The sequence below is a fragment of the Myxococcus sp. MH1 genome (assembly GCF_059738865.1).
Genome location: NZ_AP026947.1, coordinates 9819033 through 9840503, shown reverse-complemented (window position 1 = coordinate 9840503; position 21471 = coordinate 9819033). Strand labels below are relative to the sequence as shown.

The 21471-nt window shown below is 70.2% G+C and carries 21 protein-coding genes; 14 read left to right on the top strand and 7 right to left on the bottom strand.

Translation table 11 applies throughout. From position 1 onward, the window contains the following. Positions 1–23: 23 nt before the first annotated feature. The 3 genes from AC6JA9_RS38955 (at position 24) to AC6JA9_RS38945 (ending at position 1859) form a co-directional block, all read left to right on the top strand. On the top strand, positions 24–512 hold the full coding sequence (locus tag AC6JA9_RS38955; RefSeq protein ID WP_046716648.1) for an ExbD/TolR family protein: 489 nt from the start codon (positions 24–26) through the stop codon (positions 510–512). A gap of 24 nt (positions 513–536) precedes the next feature. Then, positions 537–1115, top strand: a complete 579-nt coding sequence (locus AC6JA9_RS38950; RefSeq protein ID WP_141327011.1) for an ExbD/TolR family protein — start codon at positions 537–539, stop codon at positions 1113–1115. Positions 1116–1199: 84 nt separating this feature from the next. Further along, on the top strand, positions 1200–1859 hold the full coding sequence (locus AC6JA9_RS38945; RefSeq protein WP_497958651.1) for an HAD family hydrolase: 660 nt from the start codon (positions 1200–1202) through the stop codon (positions 1857–1859). Positions 1860–1869: 10 nt separating this feature from the next. Here the strand turns inward: AC6JA9_RS38945 and AC6JA9_RS38940 are convergent, their stop codons facing one another. Then, positions 1870–2646, bottom strand: coding sequence for a helix-turn-helix transcriptional regulator (locus AC6JA9_RS38940; RefSeq protein ID WP_497958650.1), 777 nt, complete (start codon positions 2644–2646; stop codon positions 1870–1872). 145 nt (positions 2647–2791) lie between these two features. On the opposite strand from AC6JA9_RS38940, the gene AC6JA9_RS38935 reads away from it, so the two are divergent. From AC6JA9_RS38935 to AC6JA9_RS38925, 3 genes are all read left to right on the top strand, one after another. Continuing rightward, positions 2792–3394, top strand: coding sequence for a putative glycolipid-binding domain-containing protein (locus tag AC6JA9_RS38935; protein WP_223782839.1), 603 nt, complete (start codon positions 2792–2794; stop codon positions 3392–3394). Positions 3395–3467: 73 nt separating this feature from the next. Next, positions 3468–4022, top strand: coding sequence for a hypothetical protein (locus AC6JA9_RS38930; RefSeq protein ID WP_223782838.1), 555 nt, complete (start codon positions 3468–3470; stop codon positions 4020–4022). Between the two features lie 233 nt (positions 4023–4255). Then, complete coding sequence (locus AC6JA9_RS38925; protein WP_223782837.1) at positions 4256–5128, top strand: hypothetical protein; 873 nt, start codon at positions 4256–4258, stop codon at positions 5126–5128. A gap of 64 nt (positions 5129–5192) precedes the next feature. Here the strand turns inward: AC6JA9_RS38925 and AC6JA9_RS38920 are convergent, their stop codons facing one another. Next, positions 5193–5414, bottom strand: coding sequence for a DUF5683 domain-containing protein (locus AC6JA9_RS38920; RefSeq protein ID WP_046716643.1), 222 nt, complete (start codon positions 5412–5414; stop codon positions 5193–5195). Between the two features lie 193 nt (positions 5415–5607). Between AC6JA9_RS38920 and espC the strand changes: the two genes are divergently transcribed. Further along, on the top strand, positions 5608–8082 hold the full coding sequence (espC, locus tag AC6JA9_RS38915) for a serine histidine kinase EspC (protein WP_497958649.1): 2475 nt from the start codon (positions 5608–5610) through the stop codon (positions 8080–8082). Between the two features lie 25 nt (positions 8083–8107). Here the strand turns inward: espC and AC6JA9_RS38910 are convergent, their stop codons facing one another. Together AC6JA9_RS38910 and AC6JA9_RS38905 are read right to left on the bottom strand one after the other, a co-directional pair. Then, the gene (locus AC6JA9_RS38910) at positions 8108–10717 is read right to left on the bottom strand and encodes a PKD domain-containing protein (protein WP_223782835.1); all 2610 of its coding nucleotides are present in this window, start codon (positions 10715–10717) and stop codon (positions 8108–8110) included. Positions 10718–10843: 126 nt separating this feature from the next. Further along, on the bottom strand, positions 10844–11827 hold the full coding sequence (locus AC6JA9_RS38905) for a quinone oxidoreductase family protein (RefSeq protein WP_497958648.1): 984 nt from the start codon (positions 11825–11827) through the stop codon (positions 10844–10846). 35 nt (positions 11828–11862) lie between these two features. Between AC6JA9_RS38905 and AC6JA9_RS38900 the strand changes: the two genes are divergently transcribed. Continuing rightward, entirely contained in the window at positions 11863–12855 is a 993-nt protein-coding gene (locus AC6JA9_RS38900) for an AraC family transcriptional regulator (RefSeq protein WP_223782833.1), read from the top strand. 12 nt (positions 12856–12867) lie between these two features. On the opposite strand, the gene AC6JA9_RS38895 is transcribed toward AC6JA9_RS38900, so the two are convergent. After that, positions 12868–14115, bottom strand: a complete 1248-nt coding sequence (locus AC6JA9_RS38895; RefSeq protein ID WP_497958647.1) for a serine hydrolase domain-containing protein — start codon at positions 14113–14115, stop codon at positions 12868–12870. Between the two features lie 75 nt (positions 14116–14190). Here AC6JA9_RS38895 and AC6JA9_RS38890 point away from each other — a divergent pair, with 75 nt between their 5' ends. From AC6JA9_RS38890 to trxA, 6 genes are all read left to right on the top strand, one after another. Beyond that, entirely contained in the window at positions 14191–14832 is a 642-nt protein-coding gene (locus AC6JA9_RS38890) for a TetR/AcrR family transcriptional regulator (protein ID WP_223749711.1), read from the top strand. Positions 14833–14979: 147 nt separating this feature from the next. Then, positions 14980–15639 (top strand): LON peptidase substrate-binding domain-containing protein, encoded by a 660-nt coding sequence (locus AC6JA9_RS38885; RefSeq protein ID WP_223782831.1) that lies wholly within the window; start codon positions 14980–14982, stop codon positions 15637–15639. Positions 15640–15732: 93 nt separating this feature from the next. Then, a complete protein-coding gene (gene nadE / locus AC6JA9_RS38880) occupies positions 15733–17625 on the top strand; it encodes an NAD(+) synthase (protein WP_223749623.1) in 1893 nt (630 codons plus the stop codon). Positions 17626–17777: 152 nt separating this feature from the next. After that, positions 17778–18926, top strand: a complete 1149-nt coding sequence (locus tag AC6JA9_RS38875; RefSeq protein ID WP_223782830.1) for an outer membrane protein — start codon at positions 17778–17780, stop codon at positions 18924–18926. 144 nt (positions 18927–19070) lie between these two features. Next, positions 19071–19394, top strand: coding sequence for an FKBP-type peptidyl-prolyl cis-trans isomerase (locus tag AC6JA9_RS38870; RefSeq protein ID WP_046716635.1), 324 nt, complete (start codon positions 19071–19073; stop codon positions 19392–19394). A gap of 40 nt (positions 19395–19434) precedes the next feature. Further along, positions 19435–19815 (top strand): thioredoxin, encoded by a 381-nt coding sequence (trxA, locus tag AC6JA9_RS38865; protein ID WP_141326991.1) that lies wholly within the window; start codon positions 19435–19437, stop codon positions 19813–19815. 58 nt (positions 19816–19873) lie between these two features. On the opposite strand, the gene AC6JA9_RS38860 is transcribed toward trxA, so the two are convergent. Both AC6JA9_RS38860 and AC6JA9_RS38855 read right to left on the bottom strand, forming a co-directional pair. After that, a complete protein-coding gene (locus AC6JA9_RS38860) occupies positions 19874–20467 on the bottom strand; it encodes a DUF2378 family protein (RefSeq protein WP_223749625.1) in 594 nt (197 codons plus the stop codon). A gap of 66 nt (positions 20468–20533) precedes the next feature. Further along, positions 20534–21406, bottom strand: coding sequence for a hypothetical protein (locus AC6JA9_RS38855; RefSeq protein WP_223782829.1), 873 nt, complete (start codon positions 21404–21406; stop codon positions 20534–20536). Positions 21407–21471: the final 65 nt, after the last annotated feature.

Here is a 21471-nt window from a genome sequence, read left to right as displayed (position 1 = left end):
CGGGGCCTTAGGAGGAGAACGCCATGGCCGGCGGAATGGACACAGGTCAAGGTGGCAAGGGCGGCAAGAAGCCGCTCGATACCGCCATCAACCTGACCGCTTTCATCGATCTGATGGCAGTGACCATCAGCTTCCTCATCATGACGGCCGTCTGGACCCAGATCGGTCGTCTCCAGGTGTCCCAGGCGGGAGGTCCCTCCACGGAGGAGGAGCCGCCCCCGACGGAGACCAAGACGGTTCAGTTGACGCTGCTCATCACCCCGACGGAGCTTCGGCTGTCGGCGGACCAGAGCACGTTCGACCCCATCCCCCTCACCAAGGACGGCAAGGGGAAGACGGACCTGTCCAAGCTGGTGGCGCGCTTCAAGGAGTTGAAGGCGCAGCTGCCGGACCAGACGGCCATCACCCTTCAGCCCGAGGACAAGGTCCGCTACGAGGACCTGGTCCGCATCATCGACGAGTGCATCGGCTCTGGGTTGCCCCAGGTGTCGGTGTCCGCGGCGATGGGCTAGCCGAGCACGGAGCCACACCCAGTCATGGCCATCAAGGTTCCAGGCAAGCGGTACGGCAAGCGCCTCCAGCACTCCAAGGTGTTCGGACACGGCGCGCACGGCAAGCGCAGCGGCTACGCCGACCTCCTCATCACGCCGCTGGTCGACATGTTCGTCATCATCGTGCTCTTCCTCATCGCGAACTTCTCCGCGACGGGTGAGGTGCTGATGATGACCAAGGACATCCAGCTGCCCGAGGCGGTGAACGTCGCCGAGGTGGAGATGCACCCCGTCGTCATGGTCTCCGGCGACCAGGTCAGCGTCTCCGGCACCATCGTCGGACGCGTGGAGGACTTCTCCAAGGACGAGTACCTCAACATCCCCGCGCTGGAGGAGAAGCTGCGGGACATGAAGAAGCAGTTCGAGGACCTGCACGCGATGGCGAACGACGACGCCAACACGTTCAAGGGCGACATCAACATCCAGGCGCACAAGGATGTGGAGTACGCCATCATCAAGCGGGTGATGTTCAGCTGCGCCACGGCGGGCTACAACAACATCAACTTCGCGGTGATGACGGTGGCGCCCTCGGACGGTGGTGCCACCGCGGCGGCCACGCACTAGCGACGCGCATCCTCGAGCGGTCTGCTCGAACGCCCTGGCCCACCGCGGCCGGGGCGTTTTCGTTTTGTCTGGAGACCTCATCCCATGCAGCTTCGTGCCGTCTTCTTCGACCTCGATGGGACCCTGGTGGACTCGCTGGGCGACATCGCCGACGCGATGAACCATGCGCTCGCGCGCCATGGCCTGCCCACGCATCCGGAGGCCGACTACCGCCGCTTCGTCGGCGAGGGGGTGAGGGAGCTGGCGCGCCGGGCGGTGCCCGCGGGCCGCGAGGACCAGGCGGCGCCGGTGCTGGAGACGTATCGGGCGTACTACGACGAGCACCTCTTCGACCGGACCGCGGCCTACCCGGGCATCCCCGCGATGCTGGACGCGCTCGCGCGGGACGGCGTGGTGATGGGCGTGCTGAGCAACAAGTCGGACAGCTTCGTGAAGCGGCTGGTGGAGCGGCTGTTGCCGGGGCTCCCCTTCGCCCGGGTGTATGGCGAGCGGCCCGGCATCCCGCGCAAGCCGGACCCGACGGCGGTGCTGGGGATGGCGACGGAGCTGGGGGTCGAGGCGGGCGTGTGCGGCTTCGTGGGGGACACGGCGGTGGACATGCTGACGGCGCGCGCGGCGGGGATGTACGGCGTGGGCGTCACGTGGGGCTTCCGCGACGTGGCGGAGCTGCACGCGAATGGCGCTCGCGCGGTGGCGACCACGGCGGAGGAGCTGCTCGCGGCGCTTCGCTCGGTGCGCGGCTGACGTCACGCGTTCAGACGGACCGGGTCCTCCTCGCGGCGCCCGGTGTCTGTCCGTAGCGACGGCGGAAGGCGTTGCCCAGGTGGCCCTGGTTGGCGAAGCCCGCCTCCAGCGCCACGTCCGCGAGCGGCAGCCGGGTGTCCAGCAGGAGGGCGAGCGCGTGTCGCAGCCGCACCTCCTGGAGGTGCTGGTGGATGCCGGTCCCCGTCACCTTGCGGAAGACGCGGCAGGCGTGGAACGGGGAGACGCCCGCGCTCGCGGCCAGGGTCTCCACGGAGACCTTCGCGTCGAAGTGGAGCGCGGCCTCGTGCGCGATGGCGTGGGCGATGTCCCGCTCGCGTGGCCTCACGGCGGTGGTGCCTCGCTCGCCGGGCGTCGTGAGGATGAGGCCCAGGGCCTCCTCCACCTGGACGCGCTCCACGGGTTCCTCGCGCGCCACATGGGACAGGAGGGACTGGAGGCGCACATAGGCCTCGGCGCTCACGGCGAGCGTCGACGCGTCCGGGTGCGACCAGCGACGCAGCCACGCTCCTCTCACGGACAGGCAGGCGTCGCCGCCGCCATGGGGATGGCGGATTTCACAGGGCCGCTGGGGACCGAGCCTCAGTCCGACGCCAGGGGACACCACGGCCCGCGTCCGCGAATCGCGGTACTGGAAGCGCCCGTGCAGCGCGAGGACGAGCCGCTCGCTGTCCACGCCTTCCTCCCGGGGCCTGGGGCTGTCGTGTCCGTCGCAGGTGACGCGGGCGAGCTGGAGGTCCGGCGCGCTGTACAGGAGCGAGGCGTGCATGCGCGGCATGTCGTGAACATGGCGCGTCGCCCGAGGCGCGGGCAAGCGGTCCGGTGCGCGTGTGCTCGCGAACAGTGGGAGCAAGGATGTGTAAGACGGCGCCGCCGCTGTTCCCTAGGGTGGTCTCTCTTCCACGGGCTACCCCATGACCTACCTGGACCTTCTCTCGAAGTCCTCGCGCCGCTGCGTCCGTGCCTGGCAATGGACGCGCGAAGACGAGCCCTGCGGCGAATACGCGGAGCTGCACGAGCTCGCTGATGGCTGGGCCCTGGCGGGCTCGGTGGTGCTCTCACGGGAGGGGACGCCCTTCCTCGCGGAGTACTCCGTGGAGAGCGACTCACGGTGGCGGACGCGACAGGTCCACGTCGCGCTGCGAGGGGCGGGTGTCTCGCGGACGCTGGACCTGCGCGTGGATGATGGGCTGCGCTGGTGGCGAGGTCGCGAGGAGGTGGTCCAGTTCGCGGGCTGCACGGATGTGGACCTGGCCTTCTCTCCGTCGACGAACACGCTGCCCATCCGCAGGCTGTCGCTGGAGGTGGGGCAGGGCAGCGACGTGACGGCGGCGTGGGTGCGCATGCCGGACCTGTCGCTCGAGAAGCTGCCGCAGCGCTACACGCGCCTGTCCCCCACGCGCTATCGCTACGAGAGCGGCGGTGGCCGCTTCACCTCGGAGGTGGAGACGGATGAGCTCGGACTGGTGACGCGCTATCCGCCCGCGTGGGTGCGCGTGTCCTCCGCTTCGCGCTGAGTCCATCCCGGACAACGCAGTGCCATTCACAGGGGCGCCGAGCGACTTCGGTGCCTGATGGGAGACGTGCATCATGATGTCGAAGCCCGAGTCACCGCTCTCGCAGCGTGCGCTGGAGCTGCTGCGCGCGGACGGACCCTTGCCCGCGCTGGCGGATTCCCTCGCCTTGTTCGGCCGCTTCATCGGCGCCTGGGACGTGGACGTCGCGTTCTTCGACGCCGCCGGGAGGCAGACCTACCGCCAGCCCGGCGAGTGGTCCTTCTCGTGGGTCCTGGACGGACGCGTCATCCAGGACGTGCTCATCTATCCGAACCCCGAGGGGCTCGATGCGTCCGCGGGAGCGAGGCGCATCGGCACATCGCTGCGGCACTTCATCCCGGAGCAGGGCACCTGGCGTGTCGTGTGGATGGGCGCCACCGCGGGGTACCTCGTCTCGCTCGTTGGTCGCCCCGTCGGCGATGAAATCCACATCGAGGGGAAGGACATGGACGGCAAGCCGCTGCGCTGGATGTTCACCGCCGTCACCGACGGCGCGTTCCTCTGGCGGGGCTTCATGTCGGACGACGGTGGTGCCACCTATCGGCTCACGCAGGAGATGCACGCGCGCCGCCGCGTCCATCGCACCTGAGTCGCAGGGGGCGCCTCACGGCGGGTGGCTTTCGCGGCCCCTCCCCACCCTCTACGATGGGGCCGTGAGGTGCATCGCTTGATGGAGCAGGGCCACGTGCCTGGGGTGAGGGGGCTGGCGGAGCATCGTCTCGGACGCAGGTCCGCGTGGACCGTTGGACGAGGCGTGCTCGCGAGGGTCCGATGCGCCGCGAAGCCGCAGTGCACGAGCCGTCATCTCCGGGAGGGGGTGACGTGAGCACCGCGACGAAGACGGAGGGCGCGCGAGCCGAGGCCACCGAACAGAGCGCCGCTCCCTCCGGCGAAGTGGCGGCGCCATTGAACGAGCTGGTCGCCGTGCAAGCGCCGCCCGGCGACGCTCCGACAGCGACGGCTCCCAAGAGCCCACGTCGAAGCGCGGTGAGCGCGGCCCTCTCGAACCTGTGGCCCGTGCTGCGCGTGACGTTCTCGCTCCTCGGCTCGGGGCTGTGGGGCGCGCTCAAGGGGTTCTTCATCTTCGGTTGCGTCGGCCTCGCGCTGGCCCTCGCCTTCGTGCTGGCGCCGCTCTGGCTCGGGAGCGCGCGAGGGCCTCCCTGGCTGGACATGCTGAGCCTGGTGCTCATGCCCCTGTCGCTCGCGGTGACGGGCGGCTACGCGATGATGCTCCGTGGCGGCGCCTCCCGGCTCGGCGAGGAGGCGGAGAAGCGCGGCTGGCTGGGCTACCTCTACGCGGTCATCAAGCCCGCGGCGCGGCAGCTCGCCGGGCGCCTGCGGAGCAAGGGCACGCTCAGCCGCAAGGAGCTGCTCCGAGCCGTCAAGGAGTCGGTGGCCGAGCGCGCGAGCGGGCCCTCGGCGCCGTCCACCGTCGCCTCGCGACTGGGTGGGCTGGAGCGCTTCTTCATGGAGCAGTCCTACCGGGTGCTGGGCGCCATCGCCGTGCGCGCGGTGGTCGCCTCGCCGGATGGCGCCACGGCGGTGCGGGAGCTGGAGTCGCTGGCCATCGAGCGGCTGCAGGTCGCGCTCGTGGAGCGGCTGGAGGACCTGTTCCTCGTGCAGCAGGTTCTGGCGCTCGGCGTGGGGCTGCTCGTCGGCGCGATTCCGCTGTTCATCCTGCTGCTGCTGTCCTGACGAAAAGAAACGCGGGTCGGCCCTCCCCCTGGACCGACCCGCGCGAGCCCGCATCTCACGCCGTTCAGACGACGGTGACGCGGTACTTCTCCTTGTCCTCCGCGCGGTTGTAGGCCGTGGCCGCGGCGATGATGTGGCACACCCAGCCGAGACATCCGCCGGTGCCAATCCAGAAGCCGGGGGTGATGATGAGCCAGAAGACACCGCGCAGGATGTCCCCGTTGTAGATCTGCCCGACGCCTGGGATGAGGAAGGACAACAGGGCTGCGATTCCGGGACGCGACATCGTCTTGGTACCTCCTTGTTCTTCCCTACGCGCGCCGGCCGGAGCCATTGCATCCGGAGGGGCATCCCACCTATCGGCTCCTGGACGCTTGGCTGCCCTGCGCGGCGAGGGGAAGGTGCAATACCGTTCCCAGCCCGCTACCATGGTCCCACTTTGTGAACCCGTCGGGTCGGCGGACGGGCTTTCCGGGGGGATGGTCATCATCGGGCTGCTTCGAGCCAGCGCGCGCGCGCTTCGCGGGCGGCATCTCGTCGAGATGCTGGTCCTGGCCGGCGTGTACCTCGCCGTCGCTCGGCTGGGCCTCTCCCTGGCCACCGTGGGTGGAAATGTCAGCCCCGTGTGGCCCCCCACCGGTGTCGCGCTGGCCGCACTGGTGCTGCGTGGACCCGTGCTGTGGCCGGGCGTCTTCCTGGGCGCATGTCTGGCGACCCTGTCGACGGGAGCGCCCCCGGCGGTGGTGCTGGGCGTGGCCACGGGCAACACGCTGGCGATGGTGCTCGGCGCGCTCCTGACGCGGCGGCTGCGCATGGACGCGGACCTGTCACGCATCCGCGACGTGGTCGTCCTGTGTGTGGGCGCGGGCGCGGTGTGCACCGGGGTCAGCTCGCTCGTCGGGCCGCTGTGCCTGTTCTGGGGCGGCGTGCTGCCGTGGGAGCAGATGGGCCACGCCGTCTGGGTGTGGTGGGTGGGGGACATGATGGGCGTGCTCGTGGTGGCGCCGCCGCTGCTCGTGCTCAGCCGCCCCGCATGGCCCGCCCGCCTGGGCGAGGCGCTGGCGCTCTCCGGGCTCACGACGGTGCTGGGCGTGGGCATCTTCCTCTTCCGGAACTCGCAGCCGGGGCTCGCGCACGCGGCCAGCTTCCTGCTGTTCCCCATCTCCGCGCTGGCGGCGCTGCGCTTCGGACCGCGCGGCGCGGCGCTGGCGACGCTGGCCATCTCGGCGGTGGCCATCGTCGGCACGGTGCGCGGACAGGGGCCGTTCTCCTCGGGCAACGTGGCGCAGGACCTGCTCGTGCTCCAGCTCTTCATCGTCATCAACGCGGTGACGGGCCAGCTCCTGGCGGCGGCGAGCGAGGAGCGGCGGCGCGCGGTGGAGCGGCTGCAGCTGCTCGCCACCACGGTGCGCGGTGTGCACGAGGGCGTCTTCATCGCGGAGGTGGTGGGGCCCGGCCGGCTGCGCACCGTCTTCGCCAACGAGGCGCTGAGCATGCTCCTGGGCCGGCCTCCCGAGGAGATGGTGGACCAGGACCCGTGCCTGCTCTACGGCGACCAGGACCCCCGGCTCACGCAGCGCGTGCACTCGGCGCTCCAGGCGGGCGAGTCCCTCTGCGTCGAGGTGACGGTGCCGCGCAGGGATGGCCGCATCGTGTCCACGGAGGTGCTGTTGTCGCCGGTGCGCGCGACGGGCGGGGACGTGTCCCACTTCGTGGCCACCCATCGCGACATCACCGCGACCAAGGAGCTGCAGGCGCGGCTGGTGGCGGCCGAGCGCGTGGCCGCGGTGGGGACGCTCGCGGCGGGCGTGGGGCATGAAATCAACAACCCGCTGGCCTACCTGGTGCTGAACCTGGAGTCCGCCTCTCGCGCGCTGTCGGAGAACGGGATGATGGCGATGCGGGACGTGCAGGCCAGCGTGCGCGGCGCGCTGGAGGGCGCCGAGCGCATCCGCCTCATCGTCCGCGACCTCCAGGTGTTCAGCCGGCAGGGGGACCAGGAGCGCTCGCTGGTGGACCTCAACGCGCTGGTGCCTCCGGCGGTGCGCATCATCAGCCATGCGCTGCGCCACCGCGCGCGGCTGGTGGAGGAGTTCGGCCCGGTGCCCAAGGTGCTGGGCAGCGAGGCGCGACTGGGGCAGGTGCTGCTCAACCTGCTGGTCAACGCGATGCAGGCGGTGCCCGAGGGCAACCCGAGCCTCCACGAGGTGCGCGTGCGCACCAGCACGGACGTGACGGGCCGGGCCCGCGTGGACGTGGTGGACACGGGCGTGGGCATCGCCCCGCAGGTGATGTCGCGCATCTTCGAGCCCTTCTTCACCACCAAGCCCTCGGGAGAGGGGACCGGGCTGGGGCTCGCCATCTGCCAGCAGATCGTCCGCACGCACGGGGGCGACCTGGAGGTGCGCAGCGAGGAGGGCAAGGGCAGCGTCTTCACCATGTACCTGCCGGCGGCGCCGGTGCAGGTGGAGGTGCCGCCGCGCCCGGTGCCCCGGAGCAAGGTGCCCATGCCCTCGACGGGCAGGCGGGGGCGGGTGCTGGTGGTGGACGACGAGCCCCGGCTGGCGCAGTCGATGCGGCTGCTGCTGGAGCCCTACCACGACGTCGTCACGGCGACGCGCGGCCAGGATGCGCTCGCGCTGGTGGCGGCGGGGAACCGCTTCGACGTCATCCTGTGTGATTTGCAGATGCCGGAGATCGACGGCGCGGCGCTCTTCCGGCGCCTGGGGGTGATGGCGCCGGAGTTGATTGAGCGCGTGGTGTTCATCTCCGGCGGGGCCTACACCGCGGAGACGCGCGGCTTCATCGAGACGGTGCAGAACCTGGTGCTGGAGAAGCCCGTCCGGCCCGAGGTGCTGATGGCGTCGGTGGACGCCGCGCTGGACGCGCTCGACTCGCGAGACGAGGACGAGCGCGAGCCGGTGGTGGCCCGCGCGGGCGGCGCGCGTCACTGAGGACGGCGCCACCCGGCGGAGTGTGTCACGGCTGACGGGTGCTGATGCGCTGCTGGAAGAGCCAGGTCCAGAGCGCCGGGTCCGCGAAGGCGTTCTGCCACACGGTGTTGGAGTGCCCCACGCCCGGGTAGGTGGTGATGGCGTGCATGGCGCTGGTGGTGCCTCCGCACTGCGTCTCCAGCTTCGTCTTGAGCGCGGTGGATTGGGACGCGGCGCCCATGGTGTCCGAGCCGCCATGGAACGGCCAGATGGGCAGCGTGCGCAGGTTGCAGAGGTTGGTCGTGTTGGCGGAGACAGGATAATTGGTGACGGCGAGGGGGACGAAGGCCGAGACGCGGTCCATGTAGCTGGCGAGCCCGGTGGACTCGTAGAGGACGTTGGCGCCGCCGCTGAAGCCCGCGAAGTAGACGCGGTCCGCGTCGACCAGGAGGTCGCGCTTCAGCTCGCCAAGCAGCGCCATCAGGCTGCTGACGTTGAAGTAGGCGTTCTCTCCACTGACACGGCCGTTGGTCCAATAGTGCATGGACACGGCGATGGCACCGAAGCCCGCGCGGTAGGTGGCGTCGCGCAGGTTCCAGGCGAGCCCTTCCGCGTTCGTATTCACCGCCTGGTGGTCATCGGTGAGCATCACGCCGCCGGTGCCGGGCAGCGAGAAGACGATGGGCCAGCGGGCGTCGCGGTCCGCGTTGTAGCCCGCGGGGAGGAACAGCGCGTAGGCGTAGCGGGCGTCCTTCACGGTGATCTGCTCGCCGGCCGTGCACGTCAGCGGGCCGGTGCTGGGGGTGGTGGGATGGCCCATCACGCGCAGCTCGCGCACGTGGGCGTTGCTGGGGCCCAGGCCGGTGGCCGGGTCTCTGTATTCGAGCCACAGCAGTCGGACCTTGGAGGCGACCACGGGCGTGGTGAAGGTCACCGTCTTCACGGTCGTCGTCTTGGGGTTGTTGCGCACGGAGCCGCCGGGAATGGGCTTCCAGCAGCCGCCGTCCCACGCCAGCAGGTCGAAGTTGACGAGGGCCTCCGGGGAGTCGACGTAGAAGGACGAGTGCAGCTCCACGCCATGGATGAGGAAGCTGCCCTGGAGGTCGATGTCGAGGTGCGTGCCCCGCTTGGTGGTCCAGCCGGACTTCCAGAAGGTGGACAGGTTGTCATCGGTGACGCGAGTGGGGACGTTCGCGCCGTCGGTGGACAGGGCGGTGGCGGGCTTGTTCTTCGCCACGTTCGTCAGCGTGGTGGTGGGGTTCGACACCGTCACGGTGACGTCGTCCGAGTGCGTGGCGCCGTCGTCGTCCGTCACGGTGAGGCGGAAGACGAGCGTGCCGGCCGCGAGCGCGCTGACGGACAGGGACGGCGTGTTGGCGCCGCTCAGCGAAGCGGTGGGGCCGCTCACCTGCGTCCACGCATAGGACGTGATGCTGCCATCCGAGTCGGTGGCGGAGCCCGTCAGCGTGATGCCCGCGTTGGGCAGCACCACCGTGCGGTCCGCGCCCGCGTTGGCCACGGGCGGCTGGTTGGGCGGCGTGTTGGCGACCGTCACCGTGACGTCGTCGGAGTGCGTGGCGCCATCGTCATCCGTCACGGTGAGGCGGAGGACGAGCGTCCCGGCGGAGAGGTTGCTCACGGTGAGCGTCGAGGTGGCCGCGCCCGTCAGGGTGGCCGTCGGGCCGCTGACCTGCGTCCAGGCGTAGGACGCGATGGTCCCGTCCGAGTCCGATGCCGTGCCGGTGAGCGTGAGGCTCGACGTGGGCAGCACCACCGTGCGGTCCACGCCCGCGTTGGCGACGGGGGGCTGGTTCACCGGGGCGCTGGTCACCGTCACGGTGACGTCGTCCGAGTGTGTGGCGCCGTCATCGTCCGCCACGGTGAGCCGGAAGACGAAGGTGCCGGCCGTCAGGCCGCTGAGGGAGAGCGTGGCGGTGTTGGCTCCAGCGAGCGTGACCGCGGGGCCGCTGACCTTCGTCCACGAGTAGAGGGCGATGGTGCCGTCCGCGTCCGTGGCGGAGCCCGTGAGCATGAGGCTGGAGGTGGGCAGCACCACGCTCTGGTCCGTGCCGGCGTTGGCCACAGGCGGCTGATTGGCCCCGGGCGTGGCGGGCGCGCCGAACACCCAGAGCTCCTTCACACGGCAGTTCGAGCCCGCGGGCTCGTTGCACAGGAAGCGGACCTTCTGGCCCCGCACCACCTGCGTGAAGGTCCGGGACACGGCGACGCCCGTGGCCGGGTTGCCCGTCACCGTGGAGCCGGGGATGGGCTGCCAGCTCGTCCCGTCGTGGTACTGGAGCGCGAAGCTCGCGATGGCCCTGTCGCCCTGGTAGCCCGTGTAGACCTCCATCCGGTGGAGGTCGAACGTCCCCTGCAGGTCCACGTCGAGATACCGCTGCGAGGTGAAGTACTCGCCGGTGCACCAGCGCGAGTCATCCGAGGTGATGTTCCCGTCCACCGCGTACTGCGGGAGGAAGACGTAGGGGTCCGTCTGGTATTGCGACGCCGTCGCCGGCTTGTTCAACGTGACGTTGACCAGCGTCTCCAGCGACGCCGAGCGCGTCGACTCCTCGATGGGCGCCTGGGGCGTCGGGTCGCAACCGCTCAGCGCCAGGGCGCCGACACAGCTCCCCAGCAGGATGAAGGACTTGTTCAAGGTTGAATCTCCCGGACAGAACAGCAAAACAAGTTCTAGTCCAGGAGTGCACTCCAAGTACACGGGGAGGCTGGATGCTGAAGTTTCAGCGATACAGAAACAGGCGGGTGTCGATGGTGCGAGGGCTCAAGCGACGCGGATGAGGACCTTGCCGGTCGTCTTCCGGGCGGCCATGGCCTGATGCGCCTGGGCGACGGCCTCGAGCGGGAAGCCCTGCTCGAAGACGGGCTGGAGCAGACGGCGCTCCACCAGGCCGAGGGCCTCGCGAAGCGCCGCCTGACGTTGCTCGAAGGGGAGGGTGAAGGTGGCGAAGCCGACGACGGACTGATTCTGGGCCAGGACGCCCATCATCTGCTCCCGGCTCCACGCGGTGTCGAACATGCTCTCCGCGCCGAAGAGCACCAGTCTCCCCCGGAAGGCGAGGGCCCGCAGGCTCGAGGCGGGGATGGCTCCGCCTCCCGCGACGAAGACGATGTCCGCGCCCTGTCCCGACGTGGCCTCGCGTACGTGCATGGGCCAGTCGTCGCGCGAGGTGTCCACGACGGCGTCCGCGCCCAGGCGGAGGACGAGGGCGCGCTTGTCCTCACTGCTTGTGCCGCCGATGACCTTCGCGGCCCCCAGCCGCTTCGCGAGCTGCACGAGCAGGCTGCCCACGCCTCCCGCCGCGGAAGGGATGTAGACGGATTCCCCCTCGCGCAGCTTCGCGCCTTCGCGCAGACCGAGCAGTGCCGTGGGCGCCTGGGCCGGAAGACAGACGGCCTGCTCGAAGGACACGCCCTCCGGGAGGGGCAGCACGGCCGATACGGGGACCACGGCCTGCTCCGCGAAGCCTCCCTGGCTCGGCAGGAGCGCGACGACGCGGGTGCCGGGCTCGAGCCCGCGCACGTCGGGGCCCACGGCGTCCACGACTCCCGCGACCTCCAGCCCAGGGATGAAGGGGAGGGGCGGTGTGCCCGGGATGCGTCCCTCCCGCTGTCCCAGGTCCGTGAAGTTGAGGCCCGAGACGTGGACCCGGATGCGCACCTCGTCCTTTCCGGGCGTCGGAGTGGGGACCTCGTCGAGACGCAGCCCCTCGGGGCCGCCGAAGGCATGCAGGCGGATGGCTCTCATGCGATGGACCTATAGTCCTGGGTGAAAGGACGAACATGCGCCAGAAGTCCGTTTCTCTCGTCCAACCGTCCGGCAAGCCACCCGGGCTCGATGTCCTCGGGGACGTGCTCCAGGGCGTGAAGCTGCGCAGCCGGGTGAACGCGCGCTACGAGCTGACCGCGCCGTGGGGCATGCGAATCAGTGGCTCCCCGTTCCCGCTGTTCTACGCGGTGATGCGCGGCGGCTGTCTCTTGTCCACCGACGCGCGGGAGCTGGCGCTGGCGAGTGGCGACTTCGTGTTCATCCCCGCCGACGTGAAGTTCACGCTGAAGGACCGACGCTCCACGCGCGCGCTGCCCATCGAGGAGGTCTACGCGACCCGAAAGCCCCTGCGCTGCGGCGGTTTGCTCCAGTACGGCGGCGGAGGCGAGGCGGTGACGTTGATGGTCGGCTCGTTCCTCTTCGAGGGCGAGACGCTCAGCCCGCTGGTGAGGCACCTGCCCTCGCTGCTCCACGTCCGCGCGGACGACCCCAGGTCTCCTAGGTGGCTGGAGTCGACGCTGCGCTTCGTGGCCTCCGAAATCGAGGCTCAACAGCCCGGACACGAAGTGGTCGTCAGCCGGCTCGCGGACGTGCTCTTCGTGCAGGCGCTGCGCGCGCACCTGGAGTCGTCCTCGCGGGAGAACGGCTGGCTGCGAGCCCTGGTGGACCCGCGCATCGGCGCGGTGCTCCAGCAGGTCCACGAGAAGCCCCAGGCGCCGTGGACGCTGGAGGGCCTGGCGAAGCGGGCCGGCATGTCCCGCTCCGTGTTCGCCGAGCGCTTCAAGTCGCTTGTGGGAGAGGCGCCCCTGGCGTACGTGGGGCAGTGGCGCATGCACCGGGCGATGACGCTCTTGAAGGACCGGGACGCGTCGCTGGCCGAGGTCGCTCGCGCCGTGGGCTACGAGACGGAGAGCTCCTTCGGCAAGGCCTTCCGCAAGTGGGTGGGCGTCACGCCCGGCGCGTACCGTCGGACCGGCCTCGGCGAAGGGACCTCCGAGGCCCGGTGACGAGGCCCCTGACTACGGCTTCAGCCCCGCGTAGACGGCGTCACGCACGGCGCCGGGGAACGCGCCCGACATGCCCTCGAACGCGGTGTTGGTCAGCGTCACCACGGTGACGCCGCTGCGCGGGTCCACGAACCAATTGTGTCCGTACGCGCCACCCCACTGCCACGTGCCTTGCGCCTGCTCACCCTGAGCCAGCTCCGCGTCCGCCAGCACCGCGGAGATGAGCCCCCAGCCCCAGCCCGGTCCCTGCGTCTGCGACTCCGGCCCCACGTGCACGGCGCCGAGCTTGTCCACGGTGGCCTTCTTCAGCACCGGCGCGCCGCCCTTGCGCAGCGCCTCCAGGAACTTCACATAGTCCGCCGCCGTCCCCACCATGCCCGCGCCGCCCGAGGCGTACGCCTCCGCGCTCAGCGCCCGTCCCGGTGAGAAGCGGACCTTTCCGCCCCAGAGCGGCACGTCCTGCGTCCTGCCCATGCGCGTCGGCGTGGGCTTGCCGTCCGCGTACGCCGCCACCAGCCGCGAGGCATCGCCCGCCCGGAAGGACGTGTCCTTCAAGCCCAGGGGCCTCGTGACGAGCTTCGCCACGGCCTCCGGCAGCGGCGCCCCCGCGGCGCGAGAGACCACGGCGCCGAGCACGTCCGTCGACAGCGAGTAGTTCCAGCGCTGCCCCGGCTCGGAAGACAGCGGCACCGTCGCGAGCCTGCGCAGGTTCTCCTCCAACGTGAGCCCAGCCACCTCGTCCAGCCCGTCGGAGACGCCCGCCTTCTCATGGGCGGCCTCGTTCTGCGGCTGGAAGCCGTACGTCAGCCCCGAGGTATGCGTCAGCAGGTGCTTCACCGTGATGACCGGCTCGCGGCCATCCGACAGCTTCGGCCGGAAGTCAGGCAGCCACTTCGTGACGGGGTCCTCCAGCGACAGCTTTCCCTGCTCCACCAGCGCCAGCGCCGCCACCGAGACGAGCGGCTTCGTCATGGACGCCAGCCGGAACACGCTGTCCTCGCGCATGGGGTGCTTCGCCTCCCGGTCGGCGAAGCCCGCGGCGCGGCGGTAGACGACCTTTCCATCGCGGAGCACGGTGACCACCGTGCCGACGATGCGCTGCTCGGCCAGGGCCTGGTCGATGACCGCATCCAGGTTGCGGGCCACCGCGGCCGGGCCGGTGGCCGTCGGGGCCGCGGTGGACTTGGGAGGGGACGTGGGAGCAGCGGAGGACACACCAAGGCTGGCAGCCACCAGCAGGCTGGCGATGGCAGGATTCATGGGTCGGGACTCCTTTTTATGTAGCGATTGTTATTTAAATAGGACCCGCCTTTGGGGATTTCAATAGTGAGCGTTATGAAAAAGGACCTGGCCCTCCAGCCCCGACCCCGAGGTCGGCCCCGGGAGTTCGACGAGACGAAGGCCGTGGACCGGGCGCTGGAGGTGTTCTGGCGGCTGGGCTACGAGGGCGCGTCCGTGGCGCAGCTCACCCAGGCCATGGGGCTCACCGCGCCCAGCCTCTACGCCGCGTTCGGCTCCAAGGAGGGCCTGTACCGGCGGGTGCTGGAGCGCTACCAGCAGGGCCCGGGCGCCTACACCTGGAACGTGTTCACCGAGGAGCCCACCGTGAGGGCCGCCGTCGAGCGGCTGCTGCGCGAGACGGCCCATCACTTCACGCGCCGCAAGCAGCCTCCCGGCTGCATGATTTCCACGGCGCTCCTGCGCTGCGCGGAGGAGCACCAGCCGGTGGCGGACTTCGTCGCGAGCCTGCGCACCCGCGCGGTGGGCGTGTTCCGCGAGCACATCCAGCGCGCCATCGCCAAGGGGGAGCTGCCCGCGGGCACGGACGCGGAGGCCATGGCCCGCTACCACGGCGCCATCATCCAGGGCATGTCCGTGCAGGCCCAGGACGGCGCGAGCGAGGCGGAATTGCTCGGGCTGGTGGAGGTGGCGATGCGGGCCTGGAGCCCTCCGGCCAGCCGGCCTCGCGCGCGCTGACCCGGGGGAACACCGCCCTTTCGGGCCGGAAAGTCCCTGCGAATCCGGCCGGTTGCGCCGCTCCTTGTCCCACCTCCCCCATGCCGCGCGGGTTTGCGGTGCGACGGGCGTCCGGGAGGCTTATCAACACGGGTAAGGATGCCCGACATGACCGCCCAAGAACGCGTCGAGACCGCCGCCGCCCGCGCGCTGAAGGTGTTTCCGCTGCCGTCGGCGGTGCTCTTCCCCCACACCCTCATCCCCCTGCACATCTTCGAGCCGCGCTACCGGGACATGGTGCGTGACGCGCTCGCGGGGGACCGCGTGGTGGCGCTGGCCCAGCTGGAGACGGGCTGGGAGGGCAACTACGAGGGGCGTCCCCCCATGCAGCCCATCATGTGCGCGGGCGTCATCGCCTGGGACGAGCAGGTGGAGGAGGGCCGCTACAACATCCTCCTGCAGGGCGTCAGCCGCATCCGGATGATCTCCGAGCTGTCGGGCGACAAGTCCTACCGCGAGGTGCGCGCGCAGGTGCTCGCGGACCACCCCTACCAGGGGCCCGAGGAGGAGCGGCTGCGACAGGCCGTCTTCGAGCTGGCCGGGCGCGTGCCTCCCACCTTCGCGGAGAGCCTGCTGCCGGTGGCGGCGCGCGCGGGCGGAGGGATGCTCGCGGACGTGGTGGCCTCGGCCATCATCCCGGAGGCCGAGCGGCGCCAGCAGCTGCTCGTGGAGCTGGACGTGAAGCGCCGGCTGGAGGCGGTGCTCGCGGACGTGGGTGAGCTCATCGCCCGGCTCCAGCCCGTGCGGCCCTCCGGCCCACTGAACTGAAGCACCCCGGGCCCCCCGTCGCGGGGCTTGCCTTGCGCGTCGCTCCAGGCATTGCTGGGCCCCTCGTCGGGAACGAAAGGGGAGTGGGGAACCATGCGGCTCGTGAAAGTCGGCATCGCCAGCGTCAACACCGTCGTCGGAGCCTTCGTCCGCAACACGGACCGGGCCCTGGCACTGGCGAAGCGGATGGCCGAGGACGGCGTCACCGTGGGCGTCTTCCAGGAGCAGCTCATCGCCGGCTACCCGGCCGAGGACATGGTGCAGTGGCAGGGCTTCATCGACCGGCAGTGGCCGGAGCTGGAGCGCTTCGCGAACCAGACGGCGTCGCTGCCCACGGTGTTCCTGGTGGGCGTGGGCGTGGCGCTGCAGGGCCAGCGGCTCAACTGCGCCGCGGTGGTGGCCGGAGGGCGGGTGCTGGGCCTGGTGCCCAAGGAGAAGCTGCCCACGTACAGCGTCTTCTATGAGGCGCGCACGTTCGGCCGCGGCCAGCCGGGCATGGCGGAGGTGTACCGGGGCGTGCCCCTGGGCGACTACCTGTTCCAGTTCGACTTCGGCCTCATCGCGCCGGAGGTCTGCGAGGACATCTGGAGCGCGGATGGCCCCATGCGCCGGCGCACGTACTCGGGCGCGGAGCTGGTCATCAACCTGTCCGCGTCCCCGTTCCGGCTGGGCTTCGTGGAGACGCGCCGCGAGCTCATCGCCACGCGCGCCGCGGACCACCAGTGCACCATCGCCTACTGCAACGCGGTGGGCAGCAACGACGGGCTCATCTTCGACGGCGGCGGCTTCCTCAACCAGAACGGTCGCCACGTCATGGAGACGCCGCGCTTCCAGGAGGGCTACGCGGCGGCCGTCGTCGACCTGGACCGCACCCTGCGCCTGAGGGGCGAGGCCACCACCTGGCGCGTGGACCGCGAGTCGTGGCTGTCCTCCGGTGGCAAGAGCGTGCCGGTGCTCGACTGCACCAAGACGGTGGCCACGCGGCGCGAGGCGCTCACGTATCCGGTGCCGCCGCACAGGAGCTTCTTCCTGCCCGCCCCCGACAAGCGCCGACCCGCGCGCGAGGCCTTGTGCGAGGACATCCTGGACGCGCTCGCGCTGGGCGTGGGCGACTACTTCGAGAAGACGCGCGCCTTCAAGGTGCTGGGCATCGCGCTGTCGGGCGGACGCGATTCGCTGCTCACGCTGCTCATCGCCCACCGCTACGCGAAGCGCGCGCGGCCGGACAACCCCGGCTCGCTCATCCAGGCGTTCTACATGCCCAGCCGCTTCTCCAGCGACTCCACGCGCGAGGCGGCGGAGACGATTGCGCGCGAGCTGGGCGTGGCCTTCCAGGTCGTCTCCATCGACGAGGCCTTCGAGCGCGAGCGCGCCGTGGCGGAGACGATGCTGGGCGGCGCCCCCGTCACCGCCATCACCGAGCAGAACATCCAGGCCCGCCTGCGCGCCCAGCGCATGTGGAACTGGAGCAACTCCTGCGGCGGCCTGTTCCTGCAGACGGGCAACATGAGCGAGAAGTCCGTGGGCTACACCACCATCGGCGGAGACCTGATGGGCGCGCTCGCCGTCATCTCCAACGTGCCCAAGACGGTGGTGATGTACCTGCTGGACTACCTCCAGGAGACCACCGGCCACGAGGGCATCCGCAAGGTGCTCGCCAAGCCCGCGGGGCCAGAGCTGGCGCACAACCAGGTGGGCGAGGAGGAGCTGATGCCCTTCCCCATCCTGGACGCGTGCTTCTACCTGTTCGCCGCGGAGAAGCTCACGCCCGCGGAGATGCTCCAGGCGCTCACGGCCATGTTCCCGGAGGTGGACGCGACGCGGCTTGCGGGCCACGTGGACAAGTTCGTGCGGCTGTTCAACCAGTCCATCTACAAGTGGGTCCAGTCCCCGCTGTCGCTGCACATCGGCAACCTGGACCTGGACCGCGAGCGCGCGCTGCAGCTGCCCGTCGTCACCGGCTCCGAGTGGCTGCGCGCGAAGTGAGCCACTGAACGCGCCACCGTGTTGCCCGTGCCCCACGTCCGCCCGCTTGCTGGGCGTGGGGGCGCGCTGGGGTGATCTCCACCCTTGTGCTCCTTGCCGGATGTCGCCCCGGAAACAACCTTCATGTCAGCCACTCGACGACGGAGGGTTGGATGAAAGCGAAGATTCTGGCTGGCGCCATCGGGGCGCTCATGTACGGCACCTCGGCCTTGGCTTCGGATGGCGATTGCCCGCCGCCCCAGGCGAGCACGGAGCGCCAGGGGCAAGGCGTGTTGTTGGCCCAGTCGCAGGACACCTCTTCGGGCAGCTCGGACGTGCTGCAGGAGGAAGACATCATCATCGAGACCGAGCCGGTGCCCGACTCCATGGGCGTGGACGACGACTCGGGCATCGGTGGCAGTGGAACGAGCGGGCAGGATGACTCCTCCAGTGGGAGCAGCCAGGCCCTCCCGCCCGCACAGGGCGAGCTGCGCATCAACATGCCGCTGCGCTGTGAGCCCGCGGACTCGCAGCAGCAGGGCACGGGTGGCAGCGGCTTCGACAGCCAGCAGCAGGGCATCCAGAGCGTGCCAGCTCCGGCCCCCGCTCCGTCCGCGCCGCAGCCTCGTCCCGAGGCGGGGGCTCCGGTGGAGCCGCAGTCGGAGTCCTATCCGGCGCCCGAGCAGGACGCCTTCGGTGGGAGCGGCGTCGCGGCGCCTCCTCCGGCGGACTATCGGCCCTCGGCGGAATCGGCCGAGCCCATCGAGCCGCTCGAGGTGAAGAAGAAGGACAAGCACGACATGAAAGGGCTGAGCCTGCTGCTCAACGGCGGTGTGGAGGGCTACACCGGCGCGCTGGCTCCGCAGCTCAACCCGGGCCCCACGGCGGGTGTGACGGCCGCCATCCGGCCCTCGAAGGTGTTCGGCATCGAGCTGGGCTACACCGGCGCGCTCAACAACATCGACTCCAAGCGCGGCGAGGTGGACACGGACGGTCCGGACCTGGTGCGCAACGGCGGTCAGGCGGTGGCGACGCTCGGGCTGACGCCCACGCCGTGGCAGCCGTACGTGCTGGGCGGCATCGGCATCAGCGACTACAACTTCCGGGGCGGCCAGTCGCTGGGCTACAAGGATGACACCGTGGGCAACGTGCCCGCGGGCGTGGGTCTGCGGGGCCACGTGGGCAACTTCACCGTGGACGCGCGCGCCAACTACAACTTCCTCTTCGACAAGGACTTCGCTCCGGGCATCGACTCCGGCGGCGGTGACTTCGACGGGGGCGGCAGCTACCAGGGCACCGTCAGCGTGGGTGGTACCTTCTGAGTGGCGGTCCTGACGCCTTCACACAGGGCGTGGTCAGTGGCGCGGTGCCCGGTAGCCAACGGGCCCGCGCCGCTGTGTTTTCAGGTGCGGCGCGCGGGGCACCCGCGGGTTAAGGTGAAACCTTCCACTGCAACAGGAGAGGGAATGAGCCTGAAGGTCGAGGATTCGAAGGTGGGCACCGGGACGGAGGCCACCGCCGGCAAGTCGGTCACCGTGCACTACGTGGGGACGCTGACGGACGGCAAGAAGTTCGACAGCAGCCGGGACCGGGGCCAGGGCTTCACGTTCCGTCTCGGCGCGGGTCAGGTCATCCAGGGTTGGGACCAGGGCGTTGCGGGCATGAAGGTGGGCGGCGTGCGCAAGCTCACCATCCCCCCGGAGCTGGGCTACGGCTCGCGCGGCGCGGGCGGCGTCATCCCGCCCAACGCCACCCTGGTGTTCGAGGTGGAGCTGCTGGACGTCCGCTGAAGTCATGCCCCGCTGACGGCGGGGAGAAACGAGGGCCGTCATGGCGACGGTGGAAATCACCAAGGACAACTTCAAGGAAACCGTCGGCAAGGACGGTATCGTCATCCTGGACTGGTGGGCGTCGTGGTGCGGCCCGTGCCGCCTCTTCGCGCCCACCTTCGAGACGTCGTCCGGCAAGCACCCGGACATCGTCTTCGGGAAGATAGACACCGAGGCTCAGCCGGAGCTCTCCGGGGCCTTTGAAATCCGCTCCATTCCCACCCTCATGGTGTTCCGTGACGGCATCCTCCTGTTCGAGCAGGCGGGCGCGCTGCCGGCCGCCGCGCTGGAGGACCTGGTCCGTCAGGTGAGGGGCTTGGACATGGCGCAGGTGAAGAAGGAAATCGAGGAGCGCCGGGGCAAGGAAGCGCCCAAGGCCTGAGCGGCCTGGCTTCGCGCGAGCGGATGGAGGTCCGTCCGCTCGCGTGAGGTGGGGCGGCTCACCAGTGGATGAGCAGGGAGAAGTCCTTGTAGGGCGGCTCGCCCGACTCCAGCTCGACGCGGAAGCGGCGCTCGGGGTTGGTCTGCAAGAGGCCGCTGCGCACCAGGCCGCTGCACCACGCGGGGCCGAAGAACTCGTCCTTGAAGCTCAGGCGCGCGGTGGTGTCGGAGACGCGCTCGTACTCGCGCTCGCCGAAGGTGCTGGTGGCGCCCGCCAGGCCCGAGCCCACGGACAGGCCGCGGTGCGGGTCCTCGCCGGTGATGGCCATGACCATCTCGCCCACGGGGGCGGAGAAGACGTGGGAGGCGGCGGTGAAGGACAGCTGCTCCACCGCGGCCGCGTAGTCCTCACCCAGCTTCTCTCCCACGGACAGGGCGCCCTCGTGCAGCAGCGCCAGGTAGTCGCTGGCGGGCCGGTGGGTGGGCGCGCCGCGCGCGGGGACGGCGGGGATGGGCGCTTGGGCGGCGATGGCGAGCGACTGGCCCATCCTCCTGGCGATGCTCTCCCTGAGACAGTGGACGAACAGGTCGAGCACCAGGTGTTCGGGACGGCAGAGAGCCATGCGGGCTTGCAGGTGCGCGGGAGAGTCCATGTCACTTTCCTAGCGGCGCCCGGTGGGCCAAGTCCAGGGGGGCGGGCTCGTCCGCGGGTCGCTCCGTCATTTGGCGACCGTGCAAACCCCTCCGCCGTTGAGGTGGGCCTGGTCGACGATGCTCTGGGTGACGAATTGCTGCAGCGTGCGCACATCGTGGGCGCCGGGCAGATACACCACGGGTTGACCCGCCGCGTCGCGCAGCTCGCCTCCGTCCCGACCTCGCAGGTCGGTGAGCAGCTGGGAGGCGAGTCCCTCCGGAGTGATGAGGTTGCCCTCGGTCGCCGTCGCGGCGATGGCGTCGAAGCGCAGCTGCACGCCCCGGTGGGTCCCGAGCCTGTCGTAGAACATGTGCTCGGCGTGGATGGTGACCTCCACGTCCGCGCGTGAGCCCTCGGGGACGATGATGCCCTGGGTGCCGTCCACCCCGTTGATGCAGTCCACCATGCGCGCGTCGACGGGGAAGCCCATCCGGAATTCGAACACACCCACACCGGACTTCACCGCGCGCCCCTCCACCCAGTAGCTGAAGCCGCGCTCGCGCATCCTGTGCAGGTCGTCGGCGGAGACCTGTCCGTCGGCCAGCTCGGTGCCGTCGTGGGGAGGGCTGACCCGGAAGCCCACGTCCCAGCGGCCCGCGGGCAGGCCCGAAAGCTCCGTGAGCGGGATGTCTCCCTTCTGCACGTCCACCAGCACGTGGCGCGGGCTTTCGCGCACCTCGCCGGACGCGGACGTCAGGCGCACCTCGCCCAGGGACACCAGGTACTTGGTGAACTGCACGGACCAGCCATCCTGGAAGAGGGTGTCCGGCAGGCCGCGCTGGGTGCCGTCCCCACCGCTCATCGTCACGCGCACGTCTCCGGTGGCCACGTTGTCGCAGCCCGCGAACAGCAGGGGGGCGAGCACGCAGAGCAGGAGACCTCTCGGGTTCGTTTTCATGTTCCTGGGATGTATATGCAACCAAGTTGCGATTCAAGCGGGCTCGTTGTATCTGCGAGCGGTCG

Coding starts and splice junctions, on each gene's coding strand:
- AC6JA9_RS38955 (WP_046716648.1), top strand. CDS start 24: ATGGCCGGCGGAATGGACACAGGTCAAGGTGGCAAGGGCGGCAAGAAG.
- AC6JA9_RS38950 (WP_141327011.1), top strand. CDS start 537: ATGGCCATCAAGGTTCCAGGCAAGCGGTACGGCAAGCGCCTCCAGCAC.
- AC6JA9_RS38945 (WP_497958651.1), top strand. CDS start 1,200: ATGCAGCTTCGTGCCGTCTTCTTCGACCTCGATGGGACCCTGGTGGAC.
- AC6JA9_RS38940 (WP_497958650.1), bottom strand. CDS start 2,646: ATGCACGCCTCGCTCCTGTACAGCGCGCCGGACCTCCAGCTCGCCCGC.
- AC6JA9_RS38935 (WP_223782839.1), top strand. CDS start 2,792: ATGACCTACCTGGACCTTCTCTCGAAGTCCTCGCGCCGCTGCGTCCGT.
- AC6JA9_RS38930 (WP_223782838.1), top strand. CDS start 3,468: ATGATGTCGAAGCCCGAGTCACCGCTCTCGCAGCGTGCGCTGGAGCTG.
- AC6JA9_RS38920 (WP_046716643.1), bottom strand. CDS start 5,414: ATGTCGCGTCCCGGAATCGCAGCCCTGTTGTCCTTCCTCATCCCAGGC.
- espC (WP_497958649.1), top strand. CDS start 5,608: ATGGTCATCATCGGGCTGCTTCGAGCCAGCGCGCGCGCGCTTCGCGGG.
- AC6JA9_RS38905 (WP_497958648.1), bottom strand. CDS start 11,827: ATGAGAGCCATCCGCCTGCATGCCTTCGGCGGCCCCGAGGGGCTGCGT.
- AC6JA9_RS38900 (WP_223782833.1), top strand. CDS start 11,863: ATGCGCCAGAAGTCCGTTTCTCTCGTCCAACCGTCCGGCAAGCCACCC.
- AC6JA9_RS38895 (WP_497958647.1), bottom strand. CDS start 14,115: ATGAATCCTGCCATCGCCAGCCTGCTGGTGGCTGCCAGCCTTGGTGTG.
- AC6JA9_RS38890 (WP_223749711.1), top strand. CDS start 14,191: ATGAAAAAGGACCTGGCCCTCCAGCCCCGACCCCGAGGTCGGCCCCGG.
- AC6JA9_RS38885 (WP_223782831.1), top strand. CDS start 14,980: ATGACCGCCCAAGAACGCGTCGAGACCGCCGCCGCCCGCGCGCTGAAG.
- nadE (WP_223749623.1), top strand. CDS start 15,733: ATGCGGCTCGTGAAAGTCGGCATCGCCAGCGTCAACACCGTCGTCGGA.
- AC6JA9_RS38875 (WP_223782830.1), top strand. CDS start 17,778: ATGAAAGCGAAGATTCTGGCTGGCGCCATCGGGGCGCTCATGTACGGC.
- AC6JA9_RS38870 (WP_046716635.1), top strand. CDS start 19,071: ATGAGCCTGAAGGTCGAGGATTCGAAGGTGGGCACCGGGACGGAGGCC.
- trxA (WP_141326991.1), top strand. CDS start 19,435: ATGGCGACGGTGGAAATCACCAAGGACAACTTCAAGGAAACCGTCGGC.
- AC6JA9_RS38860 (WP_223749625.1), bottom strand. CDS start 20,467: ATGGACTCTCCCGCGCACCTGCAAGCCCGCATGGCTCTCTGCCGTCCC.
- AC6JA9_RS38855 (WP_223782829.1), bottom strand. CDS start 21,406: ATGAAAACGAACCCGAGAGGTCTCCTGCTCTGCGTGCTCGCCCCCCTG.